Raw genomic sequence first — 14668 nt, 5'->3', positions numbered from 1 at the left:
GCACCGGTCGGTCAGCCTTCGGCCTTCGCCGCCGAACGCGCGCGGGACGCGGTCCGGGCGCGCTCGCCGGCATCGAGGACGACCTTGCGGATGCGGACCGACTCGGGCGTCACCTCGACACACTCGTCCTCGCGGCAGAACTCGAGGCTCTGCTCGAGGCTGAGCTTGCGCGGCGGGACGATCTTCTCGAAGTTGTCCGAGGAGGAGGCGCGCACGTTGGTGAGCTTCTTCTCCTTGGTGATGTTGACGTCCATGTCGTCGGCGCGGGAGTTCTCGCCGACGATCATGCCCTCGTAGACCTCGGTGGTCGGGTCGACGAAGAGCGTGCCGCGCTCCTGGAGGTTGACCATCGCGTAGGAGGTGACGACGCCCTTGCGGTCGGAGACGAGCGATCCGCTCGTGCGGGTCGTGATGGTGCCGAACCACGGCTCGTAGTCCTCGAAGACGTGATGGGCGATGCCCGTGCCGCGCGTCTCGGTGAGGAACTCGGTGCGGAAGCCGATGAGGCCACGGCTGGGCACGAGGAACTCCATGCGGATCCAGCCCGTGCCGTGGTTGGTCATCTGCTCCATGCGGCCCTTGCGGGCGGCCATGATCTGCGTGATGGCGCCGAGGAACTCCTCGGGGGTGTCGATCGTGAGGCGCTCGACCGGCTCGTGGACCTTGCCGTCGACCTCGCGCGTGACGACCTGCGGCTTGCCGACGGTCAGCTCGTAGCCCTCGCGACGCATCTGCTCGACGAGGATGGCGAGCGCCAGCTCCCCACGGCCCTGGACCTCCCAGGCGTCCGGACGCTCGGTGTTCAGGATGCGCAGCGACACGTTGCCGATGAGCTCCTTGTCGAGGCGGTCCTTGACCATGCGGGCCGTGACCTTCGAGCCGCGGACCTGGCCGACCATCGGGCTCGTGTTGGTGCCGATGGTCATCGAGATGGCGGGCTCGTCGACCGTGATGAGCGGCAGCGGGATCGGGTTCTCGGGGTCGGCGAGCGTCTCGCCGATGGTGATCTCGGGAATGCCGGCCACGGCGATGATGTCGCCGGGGCCCGCCTGCTCGGCGGGCTTGCGCTCGAGCGCCTCCGTCATGAGCAGCTCGGTGATCTTGACGCGCTGCTGCGAGCCGTCGTGGCGGCACCACATGACCTGCTGGCCCTTCTTGATCGTGCCGTTGAAGACACGGAGCAGGGCGAGGCGGCCGAGGAAGTTGGAGGCGTCGAGGTTGGTGACGTGCGCCTGGAGGGGCGCCTCGTCGTCGTAGGTCGGCGCGGGGATCGTCTGGAGGATCGTCTCGAAGAGGGCCTCGAGGTCCTCGCCCTCGGGCAGGCCACCGTTGTCGGGCCGCTCCAGCGAGGCGCGGCCGGCCTTGGCCGACGCGTAGACGATGGGGAAGTCGATCTGCTCCTCCGTCGCGTCGAGGTCGAGGAAGAGCTCGTAGGCCTCGTCGACGACCTCGGCGATGCGCGAGTCCGGACGGTCGACCTTGTTGATGCAGAGGATGACCGGCATCTTCGCGGCGAGCGCCTTGCGCAGCACGAAGCGGGTCTGGGGCAGCGGGCCCTCGGACGCGTCGACGAGCAGGACGACACCGTCGACCATCGACAGGCCGCGCTCGACCTCGCCACCGAAGTCGGCGTGGCCGGGGGTGTCGATGATGTTGATGGTGACGCCGTCGTCGAGACCGCGGTCCTGGGCGGCCTTGCCGGTGTAGTGCACCGCGGTGTTCTTCGCGAGGATCGTGATGCCCTTCTCGCGCTCGAGGTCGCCGGAGTCCATCGCGCGCTCGTCGACGTGCTGGTGCTCGCCGAACGCGCCGGACTGCCAGAGCATCTTGTCGACGAGGGTGGTCTTGCCGTGGTCGACGTGGGCGACGATGGCGACGTTGCGGATGTCCGCGCGGGTCTTCATGGGCATGAGGGACAGTCTCTCAGGGTTTCGAGGGTGGTTCGGACCACGTCGTCGTGGGTGCGTGTGGGACGTCTGGGACGTCAGGTGGGGTCGAGCCGGGTGGGGCGGGGGGTCGGCGGTCGCCGGAGCATCGCCTCGAGCGTCTCGACGATGGGCAGGTCGGCGGGCAGCCACCCCACGGAGCCGAGCTCGTCGAGGCCCAGCCAGCGCAGCTCGTCGTGGTCCTCGATGGGCTCGGGCGTCCCCTCGATGACCTCGGCGAGCCACACGAGCATCTCGTAACGGTCACCGAGCGGCCAGGTCGAGCCGGGTTGCGGGCCGGGCACGTGCGCGCCGAGGCGCACGCGAACCCCCAGCTCCTCGAGCAGCTCGCGGTGCAGGGCGAAGAGCGGCGACTCACCGTCGTCCACCTTGCCGCCGGGCAGCTCCCAGCCCCCGGCGAGCGCGGAGGGCTCGGTGCGACGAGCCGACAGCAGCCGGGTCGGGTGCTCGAGGTCGTCGACGACGGCGGCCCCGACGACGAGGCGCACCGGGTGCGAGGTGGTGGCTGGGCTGCTCATGGCGCCACCGATGGTGCCACAGCCGGATGTCCACCGGGGGCCTGCGAAGCGTCGGGCAGCCCACGAGCGAGCACGGAGGGCGTTTACTGGACTGCATGACACGACGGCTGACCGACGAGGAGATCGAGCGCCAGCTGGGCGACCTGCCCGACTGGACCCATGACGATGACACCCTCCGGGCCTCGTTCGAGGCTCCCGCGTTCCTCACCGGGATCGCGCTCGTGCAGGAGGTGGCGTCTGCGGCGGAGACGATGGACCACCACCCGGACATCGACATCCGCTGGCGCACGGTCTCGTTCGCGCTCTCGACGCACTCCGAGGGCGGCCTGACGCAGCTCGACGTCGAGCTCGCCCACCAGATCAGCCAGGAGGCCGCCCGCGCGGGCGCCGTCGCGACCACCTGACGGCGGCCAGGTCGACCGCGCTCGGGCGTAACTTAGGATTGCCTCATGCGATCCCACTCACGCTCCGACTCGCGCGCCGAGTCCCGGGAGGGCCATAGTCCCTGGCCGGACCCGGTCCGGCCACCCCTGACGCACCACTCGCTCGCCCGGGTGGTGATCGCATGAGCACCGCCCTGGGCATCGTCCTGGGCATCGCGCTGATCCTCGCGCTCACGGCGGCGACGGGCTACTTCGTGGCCCAGGAGTTCGCCTACGTCGCCGTCGACCGCAACGCCCTCAAGCAGCTCGCGGCCGAAGGCGACGCCCCGGCCGAGCGGGCTCTGCGCGTCACCTCGCAGCTGTCGTTCACCCTCTCCGCGGCGCAGTTCGGCATCACCGTGACCGCCCTGCTCGTCGGCTACGTCTCCGAGCCGCTCGTCGGGGTCGGCATCGCCGAGCTGCTCGACCCCTCGATGTCGTATGCCACCCGCCTCAGTCTGTCGGTCACCGCGGTCCTCGTCTTCTCGACCGTCCTCCAGATGGTCTTCGGCGAGCTCGCCCCCAAGAACCTGGCCATCGCGCGCACCGTGCCGCTGGCCCGGTCCCTGAGCCGCTCCACCCTGGTCTACCTGACGCTCGCCGGTCCCGTCGTGCGCCTCTTCGACCGCGCGTCGACGACCCTGTTGCGCAAGGTCGGCATCGAACCCGTCGAGGAGCTCGAGCAGGGCGCCACTGCGGAGGACCTCACTCGGATCATCGACGAGTCGCATGCCGGAGGCCTGCTCGACGACGACCTGTCCGACGTCCTCGAGGGCGGTCTGCGCTTTCGCGAGCTCGACGCCGGGGACGTGATGACGCCACGTGTGCGCGTGACGACCATCCACGCGGACGCGACGGTCGCCGACCTCGTCGGCCTGCTCGACAGCGGCTGGTCGCGCTTCCCTGTGACCGGCCGCGACGGCGACGACATCGTCGGCGTGGCCGGGATCGCCGAGGTGCTCGCGACCTCGCCCGACCGTCGCGCCACCACCTCGGTCGGCTCCGTCGTCTCCGAGCCCACCGTGGTGCCGACGAGCGCTCCGCTCCCCCGTGTCCTCGAGCAGATCCGCGCCGACCACCGGCAGCTGGCCGTCGTCGTGGACGAGCACGGCGGCTTCGCGGGAATCGTCACCTTCGAGGACATCGCCGAGGAGGTCGTGGGAGAGATCCTCGACGAGGACGACGGGCCCGAGCCCGGTGTCGTGGAGACCTCGCCCGACACCTGGCGCGTCCCCGGCCACCTGCGCCTCGACGAGATCGACACCGCGACCGACCTGCGCCTCGCGAGCAGCGACGAGTACTCCACGATCAGCGGACTCATCCTCGAGGACCTCGGGCGCACGGCTGTCGTCGGCGACGAGGTGCTCCTCCAGGCCCGACAGGAGATCACACCCGAGCGCCACGGCGACGACGGGTCTGCCTCTGTCACAGACGATCCCGTCGAGGCACGTGAGGACCACCAGGAGCCCGAGGGCCGACACCTCCCGGTGTCGGTGCGGCTGACCGTCGAGGCCGTCGAAAGGCACGTGCCGTCATCGGTGCGCATCGAGGTGCTCGACCTCATGTCCGACCTCGAGTCCCTCGACCCCGCATCGGCCGCGACGACGGAGGCCGGCCGATGACCACCGCCCTGCTCGTCTCCCTCCTGCTGCTGGTGCTCAACGCCTTCTTCGTCGCCGCGGAGTTCGCCCTCGTCGCGAGCAAGCGACACCGGCTCGAGGTCCTCGCCGAGCGCGGCAGCGTCGCGGCCCGTGCCGCAGTACGCGGCAGCCGTGAGCTCTCACTCATGCTGGCCGGCGCCCAGCTCGGCATCACGCTCTGCACGCTGGGCCTCGGCTCGCTCGCCAAGCCGGCCGTGGCGGAGCTGCTGACCCCGGTGTTCACCTTCGTGCGCGTCCCGGACGCGGCGGCATACGTCGTCTCGGTCGTCCTGGCCGTGGCCATCGTCGTCTTCCTGCACATGGTGGTCGGCGAGATGGCGCCCAAGTCGTGGGCCATCGCCCACCCCGAGCGGTCGGCGGTGTTGCTGGCGCTGCCCTTCCGCGGGTTCGCCTGGGTCATGCGTCCGGCGCTCAGCCTGCTCAACGCGATGGCCAACGGCTGTCTGCGTCTCGTCGGCGTCACCCCGCAGGACGAGCTCGGCCAGGTCCACGGACCCAAGGAGCTGCAGCTGCTCATCGCCAGCTCCAAGGACCACGGCATGCTCGCGGAGCCGGAGCACCGCGTCCTGGCCGGTGCCATCGACCTCGACACGACTCCGCTCACCGCCGTCGTGGTGCCGCGCGAGCTGTTCGTCGCCGTTGCCGCGACCGCCACCTGCGCCGAGGCGGAGGCCGTCTCGCGCGACACGGGCCGGTCCCGGCTCGTCGTCCTCGAGGGCGATTTCCCGGTGGGCGTGGCTCACGTCCGCGACATCGTGCGCGCCGCCGCGGGCGCCCCCGTCACGACCGTCACGACGCCGGCGGTCCACCTCGACGCCGGCCTCTCGCTGCTCGACGCCGTCTCGACGATGCGGGCCCAGCACGCCCAGCTCGTCCTGGTGGACGGCGCGGACGGACCGGTGGGCCTCGTGACGATGGAGGACCTGCTGGAGCGGGTTCTCGGACAGTTCGACGACGAGACGGACGCCTGAGCGGCAGCAGGATGCCGGCTAGAGCACCTTGATCTTGGCCGGACCAGCGAAGTGGCACGCAACCTCGTGACCGCCGGCGTTCTGCACCACCGGGACCTCGGTGGTGCACCGCGTGCGCTCGGTCTCGCTCAGCTCCTCACGGAACTTGGGGCAGCGCGTGTGGAAGACGCAACCCGACGGCGGGTTGATGGGCGAGGGCAGGTCGCCCGTGAGCAGGATGCGCTCGCGCTTGTTCTCCTTGCGCGGGTCCGGGATCGGCACCGCGGACAGCAGGGCCTGCGTGTAGGGGTGCAGCGGGTTCGCGTAGAGCTCATCGCGGTTGGCGACCTCCATGAACTTGCCGAGGTACATCACCGCCACCCGGTCGCTGATGTGGCGGATCACGGACAGGTCGTGGGCGACGAATACGTAGGTCAGGTCGTACTCGGTCTGGAGGTCCTCCAGCAGGTTGACGACCTGCGCCTGGATCGACACGTCGAGGGCCGACACGGGCTCGTCGCACACGATGAGCTTGGGGCGCAGGGCGACCGCCCGCGCGATGCCGATGCGTTGGCGCTGGCCCCCCGAGAACTCGTGCGGATAGCGGTTGTAGTGCTCCGGGTTGAGGCCGACGCGTTCCATGAGCCCCTGGACCGTCGCCTTGACGCCGCCCTCCGGCTTGATGCCCTGGATGTCGAAGGGGGCAGCCACGATGGTGCCGATGGTCTGTCGCGGGTTGAGCGATCCGTAGGGATCCTGGAAGACCATCTGCATCTCGGTGCGCAGCTGTCGCAGGTCGTTGCCGTGGACGCCCGTGATGTCGCGGCCGTTGTAGTGGATGGAGCCACCGGTCGGCTCGAGCAGCTGGAGCATCGTGCGGCCCGCCGTGGACTTGCCACAGCCTGACTCGCCCACGAGGCCCAAGGTCTCGCCGCGGCGCACCGTGAAGGAGATGCCGTCGACGGCCTTGACCGGGTCGGACGCGCGGCGGATGATTCCCGAGGTCCGGGTCGGGAAGTGTTTCTGGAGGTCCTTGACCTCGAGGATCACGTCGGACTCAGGGTGTGTCGTCACGATGAGGGCGTCCTAATCTCCGTGTCAAAGATCGTCTTGCGCTTCGGTGCCGGGATCAGGCACCGCACCGGGTGCCAGTCCTTGACGTCGAACTCGGGAACGATGGTCGAGCAGCCGAGGTTCTCGTCGTCGCGGTAGGCGCAGCGGGGGTGGAAAGCACAACCCGACGGCGGGTTGATGAGCGAGGGAGGGTTCCCGGGGATCGGCCGGAGACGGGCGAGCCGCTCCTGGTCGATGCGTGGCATCGACTGCAGCAGGCCCCAGGTGTAGGGGTGCTCGGCCGAGTAGAAGGTCTGGTCGGCCGTGCCGCCCTCGACCGCCTTGCCGCCGTACATGACCATGATCTTGTCGGCCATCTCGGCCACCACCCCGAGGTCGTGGGTGATGATGATGATCGCGGCGCCCAGATCGCTCTGCAGGCCCATCAGGAGCTCGAGGATCTGGGCCTGCACGGTGACGTCCAGGGCCGTTGTCGGCTCGTCGGCGATGACCAGTCGCGGGTTGTTGACGAGGGCCATGGCGATCATCGCGCGCTGGCGCATGCCGCCCGAGAACTCGTGGGGGTACTGGTCGATGCGCCTCTGCGGGTTGGGGATGCCGACCCTGCCGAGCATGTCGATGACGTGCGCGCGTGCGGCGGCCTTGGAGGCCGAGCCGTGGTGCACCTTGTAGGCCTCGATGATCTGGTTGCCCACGCTGTAGTACGGGTGCAGGGCCGAGAGCGGGTCCTGGAAGATCATCGCGATGTCGCGCCCGCGCATGACCCGCAGCTCCTCGTCCGCGAGCTTGAGCAGGTTCCTGCCCTCGAAGTCGATGCTGCCCTCGACCACGGCGCGGGTCCCCCGGTGCAGGCCCATGATGGCCTGGCTCGTGACCGACTTGCCCGATCCGGACTCCCCGACGATGCCGAGCGTCTCGCCCGCGTTGAGGTCGAAGGTCAGGCCGTCGACGGCCTTGACGAGTCCGTCCTCGGTCGGGAAGGTCACCTTGAGGTTCCGTACGGAGAGCAGTGCCTCGCTCGTCCCCTCGGTGGGCACCCACGTGCTCATGCGTTGTCCAATCCTTGATGGTGCAGCGGCCGGGTCAGGTCAGGTGTACTTGACGCGCGGGTCGATGACCGCGTACAGCACGTCGACGACGATGTTGGCGGAGATGACGAACGTCGCCACCACGAGCACGATGCCGACCGTGACGGGAAGGTCGTAGGTGGTGGCCGCCATGACCGCGGTCCGCCCGAGTCCGTCGTAGTTGAACACCTGCTCGGTGATGATGGCGCCACCCAGCAGACCACCGAGGTCCAGGCCCGCGATCGTGGCGATCGGCGTGAGCGCGCCGCGGAGCGTGTGCTTGAACAGGATCTTCCCGGACGTGAGGCCCTTCGCCTGCGCCGTCCGCAGGTAGTCCTCCCCCTGGACCTCGAGGACGAAGGCGCGGGTGAGCCGGACGTATCCCGCGATGTAGACCAGGGCGAGGGTCAGCGCGGGCAGCATCAGACCCTGCAGCCACATCCCGACGCCGCCGTCGGCGATGGAGGTGTAGGCCGGAACCGGGACGATGCCCCACTTGAGCGCGAGGAAGACGTAGAGCCCCAAGCCGATGAAGAAGGTGGGGAACGCATAGAAGACGAGGGCGCTCCCGACGATGGCGCGGTCGGCGAACTTGCCCTTGCGCAACGCGGCCACGATGCCGAGGCCGACGCCGGCGACCATCCACATGATGAACGCCGCGATGGCCAGGGAGGCCGAGACCGGGAGCTTCTCGACGATGATGTCGCGCACGGGGCGACTCGACAGTGGGGAGTACCCCAGGCAGGGGGCCGGGCAGTCGGCGATCGTCTCGGGCGCGGACTCCTTCAGCGCCGGGTCCTTGGGGAACTCGCTGCCGACGAAGATGCCCTTGGTGAAGTCGACCCAGTAGGCCAGGACCGGCTGGTCGTAGCCGAGCGCCTTGCGGTTCTGCTCGAGGAGCTCGGGAGTGCAGTTCTTGCCGCACGTGTAGCGCGCCGGGTCCACCGGACTGGCGAAGAACAGCACCATCGTGACGAGCGACATGGCCAGGATCATGACCATGCCTGCAGCCACTCTGCGGACGATGTACGCGAACATGTGCGAAGTCGCCCCGGGACGGGGCGCGTCCTTCCGGTAGTGGGGATGGAATCGAGTGCGAGTACCGGCGGAGCACCGGCGGGTGGGGGGCGGACGTCGTCCGCCCCCCACCCGGTCCGTCAGTCCCGTTCAGGACTGACGGACCGATGGGAACTCAGCTGACAGCTCAGGACTTGTTGACGCTGATGACGCCGAGGTCCGGGAACTGGCTCGTGGCCGGGTTCTGGTTGTAGTTGCCGACACCAGAACCGTGCAGGAAGTAGAAGTTCTGGATGTAGTTCGGGATGTAGGCGACGTCCTTGCCGAGGAACGCGTCCAGCTCCTGCCACTTGGCGTTCGCGGCGTCCTGGTTCGGCGCAGCAGCGGCCTCGTCCATCAGCTTCTCGGCCTCAGGGTTCTTGTAGTTGCCGTAGTCCTGGCCGTTGGACTTGCCCGTGAGGTTGATCCGCGAGTCGAACAGCGCCGGCAGCACCGTGAAGATGGACGGGTAGTCAGCACCCCAGCCACCCTCGGTGACGTCGAAGGAGTTGTTCGACGGGTTCTGGATCACGTCGTAGTACGTGTCCGTCAGGGGTGCGAGCTTGACGCTGAAGCCAGCCTTGTCCCAACCGGCCTTCAGAGCCGCGGCCGCGTTGTCGCTGGTCGGCGTGCCGCCCTGGTAGGTGTACGTGATCGGGTAGGGCATGGGGACGCCGGCCTCCTGGAGGAGCTTCTTCGCCGCAGCAGGGTCACCGGCCGGGGGCATGCTGCTGAAGGCCGGGTTCTCCTTGTAGCCGGGCAGGTCCGGGGCGACGATGCTCTTGGCGAGCGTCGCGGCCTTGGCACCACCGAGGGCGTTGATGTAGCCGGCCCGGTCGGTCGACATGGCCAGGGCCTGACGGACCTTCGGGTCCTTCATCTTGTTGAAGTTCGGCAGGATGTAGAACGTGTACGGCGAGGGGACGTTGGTCGCACGCTTCTCGACCGCGCCCGTGATCTGGTTGTAGAAGGCCGGCGGGATCGCGCGGTCGGTGACGGCGTACTTGTCGTTGCCACCGTCAGCGATGAGTCGCTGCGTGATGATCTCGTTGGTGAGACCCTCGGTGAACACGAACTTGTCGGGGTTCGCCTGGCGGTTGCCGTCGGTCTTCGGGTCGTACTGCGGGTTGCGCACGAAGGTCGCCCCCGTGCCCTTCGTCCACTTGCCACCCTCGGCCTTGTAGGGGCCGTTGGAGAAGATGACGAAGTTGTTCTTGTCGCCCTGGTCCTTGTCCTGGCGGAACGGGGCGGCGAAGTTCAGGCCCGCGATGGCCATGGGGAAGTCAGCCCACGGCTTCTCGAAGTTGAACGTCAGCACGTTGCCGTTGCAGGTGACGGCCTTGTCGTACACGTCCTGGCCGGTCTTGAGGTACGGGCCCTTGTAGGCCTTCGCGACCGACGGCAGGTAGTTGAGCGGGTAGATCGAGGGTCCACCCGTGAGGACGTCGGTGGCGAAGTTGCGCGAGAAGCCGTACTTGAAGTCCTCACACGTGGTGGGCTTGCCGTCCTCCCACTTGACGCCGTCCTTGATGGTGAACGTCCACTTCTTGCCGCCGTCCTCGCTCTTGCCCGTGTCGGTCGCCACGTCGGCCATGGGGACGATCGAGTCAGCGCCGGACTTGCCCGCCGGGAACTGGAGAAGGCCGCGGTAGACCAGGCGCTGCTGGTTGAAGATGTCGCGTCCGATGTAGGTGCGCTGCGGGTCCATGTGCTCGGCCGGGCGCTTGGTGAGCCAGTAGATGGTTCCGCCCTTCGCGGCGCCCCCGGCCGGGTTGGTCCCGGATGTCGTGCCGCCTGTGGTGCCACCCCCGCCGCACGCGGAAACTCCGAGAACGGAGGCGACCCCCAGAGCTGCGAGGGCCGTGGTCCTCTTTCTGCTGCTCATACCACTCCTTTGATGAAACGCACCGTTGTGACGGCGCACCCACCCTCGGGCGGTTGCCGAGGGCAATCTTCCATGTGCCTGCGCCTGCGCAGAAGCCGGGGCGGGAGGCATCATCGGTCCGCCTTGGGGTCGAGGGCGTCACGGAGGCCGTCGCCGAGCAGGTTGAAGCTCAGGACGACGGTCGCGATTGCCAGACCGGGGACGAGGAAGAAGATCGGGACGCTCGAGGCGTAGTTGACCGAGTTGGCCAGGATGTTGCCGAGCGTCGGTGTGGGGGGCTTGATGCCGACCCCGAGGAACGACAGCGCCGCCTCGGCCGAGACGTAGGCCGGCAGGACCAGCGTGCCGTAGACCAGGATCGGCGCCCACAGGTTGGGCAGGAGCTCCTTGAAGTAGATCCTCCGGTTGGAGGCGCCCAGGCTGCGCGCGGCCTCGATGAACTCACGTTCCCTCATCGACAGGACCTGACCCCGGATGATGCGGGCGAAGGTCGGCCAGCCGAAGAAGCCGAGGACGAAGATGATGTAGAGCCCCGTCGCGACATTGTCGTTGGGCACCACCTTGCCGATGATGTCGATGAACATGCCTGACAGGGCGAGCAGCATCAGGGTCACCGGGAAGGCCAGCACCATGTCCGCGAAGCGCGAGATGGACCAGTCGGACCAGTGACCGAGGAATCCGGCGATGAGCCCGAGCACCGTGCCGAAGACCACGGCGATGAGCGTCGCGCTGATCGCCACGATGAGCGAGAAGGTCAGGCCGAGCACGACTCGGGACAGCGTGTCGCGCCCGGTGCCGGGCTCGACGCCCAGCGGGTGCGTCCAGGACATGCCGCCGAGGGGACCGATGGGGTAGCCGCCGAGGGCGGGGTCGATCAGCTCGGGGTTGAAGTCGTTGGGCTTGAGGATGCCGACCGCGTCGAGGATCGGGGCCAGGATCGCCATGAGCACGACGAGGGAGGCGACCACCAGGGCGACCATCGAGAGCTTGTCCCGGCGCAGACGCGCCCGGGCGAGCTGCCACGGGGTGCGACCCTCGATCTTCTTGGTTGCGGGCTCCTGCTCGAGGTCGAACGTCTCGTCTGTTGTTCCAGCGCCGAACTCGACGCCCGAATGGATCTCGGACACGACCTCGCACCTCGATTCTCGTCGTTTCACCGGTCTTCGCCGGACCTGAAGACCGTCTGAAGCGCAGCCGCGGCTGCATCTCGTCTCGGGACGCTAACGCACCGAGCACCTCTGCGAAAGGAACTTTGACGCAAACGCCGAAGTTGGACCCCGGCTGACTCCGAACCGTTACCGTCTCGCAATGTGAAACGTCCCGGACCGGGCTCCGGAAGGAAGTGTCCTCCGTTCACGGTCCGGCGGGAAGCAATCCGCGGCCGAGGCGGTTGAGCGCTGCGTGAAGGTGGAGATCTGGTCTGACATCGCGTGCCCCTGGTGCTACATCGGCAAGCGCCGGTTCGAGGCGGCTCTCGCCGCGTTCCCCCACCGCGACGCGGTCGAGGTGCAGTGGCGCAGCTACCAGCTCGATCCCACGCTGCCGGACCACCACGACGGCACCGAGCTCGACTACCTCGTCGACCGCAAGGGCCTGTCGCGCGACCAGGTGGTCCGGATGTTCGAGCAGGTGACGGCGATCGCCGCCGACGAGGGCCTCACCTACGACTTCGCCTCCGTGGTCGTCGCGAACAGCTTCGCGGGGCACGAGCTGCTCCACCTCGCCAGGGCCCGGGGTGCCGGAGACCGCGTCAAGGAGGCCCTGCTCGCCGCGCACTTCGAGCACGGCGAGGACATCGGTGACCGCGAGGTGCTCGTGCGGATCGGCGTCGAGGCGGGCCTGGACGCCGACGAGATCGCCCGCGACCTTGCCTCCCACACCTGGCGCGACTCCGTCGTCGCCGACATCACGGCGGCGACCTCCCTTGGCATCAGGGGCGTCCCGTTCTTCGTGCTGGACGAGAAGTACGGCATCTCGGGCGCCCAGCCGACGGAGCTCTTCACCCAGGCCCTGGAGCAGGCGTGGCGCGAGTCGCGCCCGCTCGTCATGGTCTCGCCGAGGACCGGGGCGTCCACCGAGGCCGCCTGCGGACCCGACGGCTGCGCCATCTGAGTCCCGGTCGGACGTCTCCGTCGGACCCGCCCGCCCCGAGGTCTCAGGCAGGCGTCGCGCGCATGGCTGCGACGAAGGGCGCCACGGGGCTCAGCTGCAGCACCTCGTCGAGCCGGCGGGTGACGGTGGTCGCGCCCTCGACCTGCACGCGACCGGACCGCAGCGCGACCGGCAGGGGCAGACGGCCGAGCCACACGGCATACAACGACGCGACGTCGCTGCTGATCGTGACGTCCACCGGGAAGCCCGGGTCGCTCACGCACACGGACGGGGTGCCGTGATCGACGAGGATCCAGAAGCGGCGCGCGTCGTCGGCGAAACGGACGTGCAGCACGTGGCGCTCACCGGCCAGCCCTGAGGTGTCGACGCGGGTGTGCATCCACCAGACCAGCAGCTGTGCGTCGAGCTCCTCGGGCCGCGGGTCGCCGAACGTCCAGTCGGCCCCCCACTGCGCGAGGCCGAAGACGACCGGCTCGAGCGCCCGACCCGAGGCCGTCAGCACGTAGCGCGTGCCCGACCGCTCGACGACGCCGAAGCGCTCGAGGTGCCGGAGGCGCTTGGTCAGGAGGCTGCGCGAGAGGCCGGGCAGGCCCCGCGCCAGGTCGTTGAACCGCGTCGTGCCCGTCATCATGTCGCGCAGGATGAGCAGCGACCAACGCTCCCCCACCACGTCGAGTGCGCGGGAGATCGGGCAGTACTGGCCCGCCCCCGGATCGTGTCGTCCCATGCCCACCTCCGGTCGGAGGCCGCAGCCGGCCGGTGCTGCAGCCCGCCTCCCAGTATCGGTCCCGATCGTGGACCTCGTCAGTCCACTTCCTGTACTGGAGTCCGGACCAGCCGTGGCGAACTCTGGATGCAGACGGCCCCGGGGGGGCGTCCGGGCCGCACCGCGACCCGTCACCGATGGAGGGAACCAGCATGACCACGCACACCCACTTGCCTGCGGCCACGACCGCAGACGCAGAGCTCAAGGCCCGGCACGCCGCGATGTGGGCGCTCGGCGACTACCCCGCCGTGGCCCGGGTGGTCATCCCAGCGCTCGGCCCGGTCCTCGTCGACGCCTGCCGTGTCACGGCCGGCCTAGACGTCCTCGACGTCGCCGCGGGGACGGGAAACGCGGCTATCCCGGCCGCGCGCACCGGCGCGAACGTCGTCGCCTGCGACCTCTCGCCCGCGCTTCTCGACGCCGGCCGGCGCCTCGCCGACGAGGCGGGGATCCGGGTCGACTGGCAGCAGGGCGACGCGGAGGCCCTGCCCCTTGCCGACTCGTCGTTCGATGTCGTCATGTCGAGCGTGGGCGTCATGTTCGCGCCGCACCACCAGGCCGCCGCGGACGAGCTCGTGCGCGTCGCCCGGCCCGGCGCGACGATCGGGCTGGCGAGCTGGACTCCCCAGGGGTTCATCGGGCAGATGTTCGCGGTGATGAAGCCGTATGCCGCCCCGCCGCCTCCCGGTGCGCAGCCTCCCCCGCTCTGGGGTGACGAGGCGCACGTCCGCGAGCTTCTCGGCGAGAGCGTCGAGAACCTGACAGCCGAGAAGCGCTCTCTCCCGGTGCATTTCGATCGGCCGGAGGACTTCCGCGACTTCTTCAAGCGCACCTACGGACCGACGATCGTCACCTACCGCGGCATCGCCGACGACGCGGAGAAGGTGGCTGCCCTCGACGCGGCCCTGAGCGGCCTCGCCAGAGATCACCAGGACGCGAACGGGCAGATGGGGTGGGAGTACCTCCTCGTCACCGCATGTCGGACGGCGGCCTGACACACCCTCGGCCTGACACACCCTCGCTCGAGGTGGTCTCGGCATCCACGTGGCGTCCGCGATCACCTGGAGGGGACCTGGTGCGACGGCTAGATGTACTGACCGGGCACGTTGGTTGAGGGAATGCGACTTCGCGTTGTGAGCTGATGACATGGGAGGGCCTCCCGCGGTGGAGTGGAACTGCTCAAGGTTCACTTCGCCAAACAGGAGGCCCTC

13 protein-coding genes are annotated in these 14668 nt (G+C 69.0%); 5 read left to right on the top strand and 8 right to left on the bottom strand.

What is annotated here, in order from left to right:
* Positions 1 to 11 precede the first annotated feature (11 nt).
* Complete coding sequence (gene typA, locus ABD831_RS06065) at positions 12 to 1910, bottom strand: translational GTPase TypA (RefSeq protein WP_142177032.1); 1899 nt, start codon at positions 1908 to 1910, stop codon at positions 12 to 14.
* A gap of 74 nt (positions 1911 to 1984) precedes the next feature.
* Complete coding sequence (locus ABD831_RS06060) at positions 1985 to 2464, bottom strand: (deoxy)nucleoside triphosphate pyrophosphohydrolase (protein WP_344943084.1); 480 nt, start codon at positions 2462 to 2464, stop codon at positions 1985 to 1987.
* 95 nt (positions 2465 to 2559) lie between these two features.
* Between ABD831_RS06060 and ABD831_RS06055 the strand changes: the two genes are divergently transcribed.
* From ABD831_RS06055 to ABD831_RS06045, 3 genes are all read left to right on the top strand, one after another.
* Positions 2560 to 2868, top strand: a complete 309-nt coding sequence (locus ABD831_RS06055; RefSeq protein WP_344943081.1) for a 4a-hydroxytetrahydrobiopterin dehydratase — start codon at positions 2560 to 2562, stop codon at positions 2866 to 2868.
* A 161-nt stretch (positions 2869 to 3029) separates the two neighbouring features.
* Entirely contained in the window at positions 3030 to 4508 is a 1479-nt protein-coding gene (locus ABD831_RS06050; RefSeq protein WP_344943078.1) for a hemolysin family protein, read from the top strand.
* A complete protein-coding gene (locus ABD831_RS06045) occupies positions 4505 to 5518 on the top strand; it encodes a hemolysin family protein (RefSeq protein ID WP_344943075.1) in 1014 nt (337 codons plus the stop codon). Before ABD831_RS06050 ends, ABD831_RS06045 begins: the two co-directional genes overlap by 4 nt.
* An 18-nt stretch (positions 5519 to 5536) precedes the next feature.
* On the opposite strand, the gene ABD831_RS06040 is transcribed toward ABD831_RS06045, so the two are convergent.
* From ABD831_RS06040 to ABD831_RS06020, 5 genes are all read right to left on the bottom strand, one after another.
* Entirely contained in the window at positions 5537 to 6571 is a 1035-nt protein-coding gene (locus ABD831_RS06040; protein WP_344943072.1) for an ABC transporter ATP-binding protein, read from the bottom strand.
* Complete coding sequence (locus tag ABD831_RS06035; protein WP_142177027.1) at positions 6568 to 7620, bottom strand: oligopeptide/dipeptide ABC transporter ATP-binding protein; 1053 nt, start codon at positions 7618 to 7620, stop codon at positions 6568 to 6570. The genes ABD831_RS06040 and ABD831_RS06035 overlap by 4 nt, the downstream gene beginning before the upstream one ends.
* Positions 7621 to 7659: 39 nt before the next feature.
* The gene (locus ABD831_RS06030) at positions 7660 to 8676 is read right to left on the bottom strand and encodes an ABC transporter permease (RefSeq protein WP_344943067.1); all 1017 of its coding nucleotides are present in this window, start codon (positions 8674 to 8676) and stop codon (positions 7660 to 7662) included.
* Positions 8677 to 8842: 166 nt separating this feature from the next.
* Positions 8843 to 10579: an ABC transporter substrate-binding protein gene (locus ABD831_RS06025; protein ID WP_344943064.1), complete on the bottom strand. Its 1737-nt coding sequence runs from the start codon at positions 10577 to 10579 to the stop codon at positions 8843 to 8845.
* 110 nt (positions 10580 to 10689) lie between these two features.
* Positions 10690 to 11706, bottom strand: coding sequence for an ABC transporter permease (locus tag ABD831_RS06020; protein ID WP_344943061.1), 1017 nt, complete (start codon positions 11704 to 11706; stop codon positions 10690 to 10692).
* A gap of 274 nt (positions 11707 to 11980) precedes the next feature.
* On the opposite strand from ABD831_RS06020, the gene ABD831_RS06015 reads away from it, so the two are divergent.
* Positions 11981 to 12691: a DsbA family oxidoreductase gene (locus ABD831_RS06015; RefSeq protein ID WP_344943058.1), complete on the top strand. Its 711-nt coding sequence runs from the start codon at positions 11981 to 11983 to the stop codon at positions 12689 to 12691.
* A 43-nt stretch (positions 12692 to 12734) separates the two neighbouring features.
* On the opposite strand, the gene ABD831_RS06010 is transcribed toward ABD831_RS06015, so the two are convergent.
* Positions 12735 to 13418 (bottom strand): winged helix-turn-helix transcriptional regulator, encoded by a 684-nt coding sequence (locus ABD831_RS06010; RefSeq protein WP_344943055.1) that lies wholly within the window; start codon positions 13416 to 13418, stop codon positions 12735 to 12737.
* A 191-nt stretch (positions 13419 to 13609) separates the two neighbouring features.
* On the opposite strand from ABD831_RS06010, the gene ABD831_RS06005 reads away from it, so the two are divergent.
* Entirely contained in the window at positions 13610 to 14452 is an 843-nt protein-coding gene (locus ABD831_RS06005; protein ID WP_344943053.1) for a class I SAM-dependent methyltransferase, read from the top strand.
* Positions 14453 to 14668: the final 216 nt, after the last annotated feature.

Origin of the sequence: Terrabacter ginsenosidimutans (assembly GCF_039539425.1) — a bacterium.
In the GTDB taxonomy this organism is placed as follows: Bacteria; Actinomycetota; Actinomycetes; order Actinomycetales; family Dermatophilaceae; genus Terrabacter; species Terrabacter ginsenosidimutans.
The sequence above is the reverse complement of the archived record's forward strand: the minus strand, read 5'-3'. Positions and strand labels throughout refer to the sequence as shown.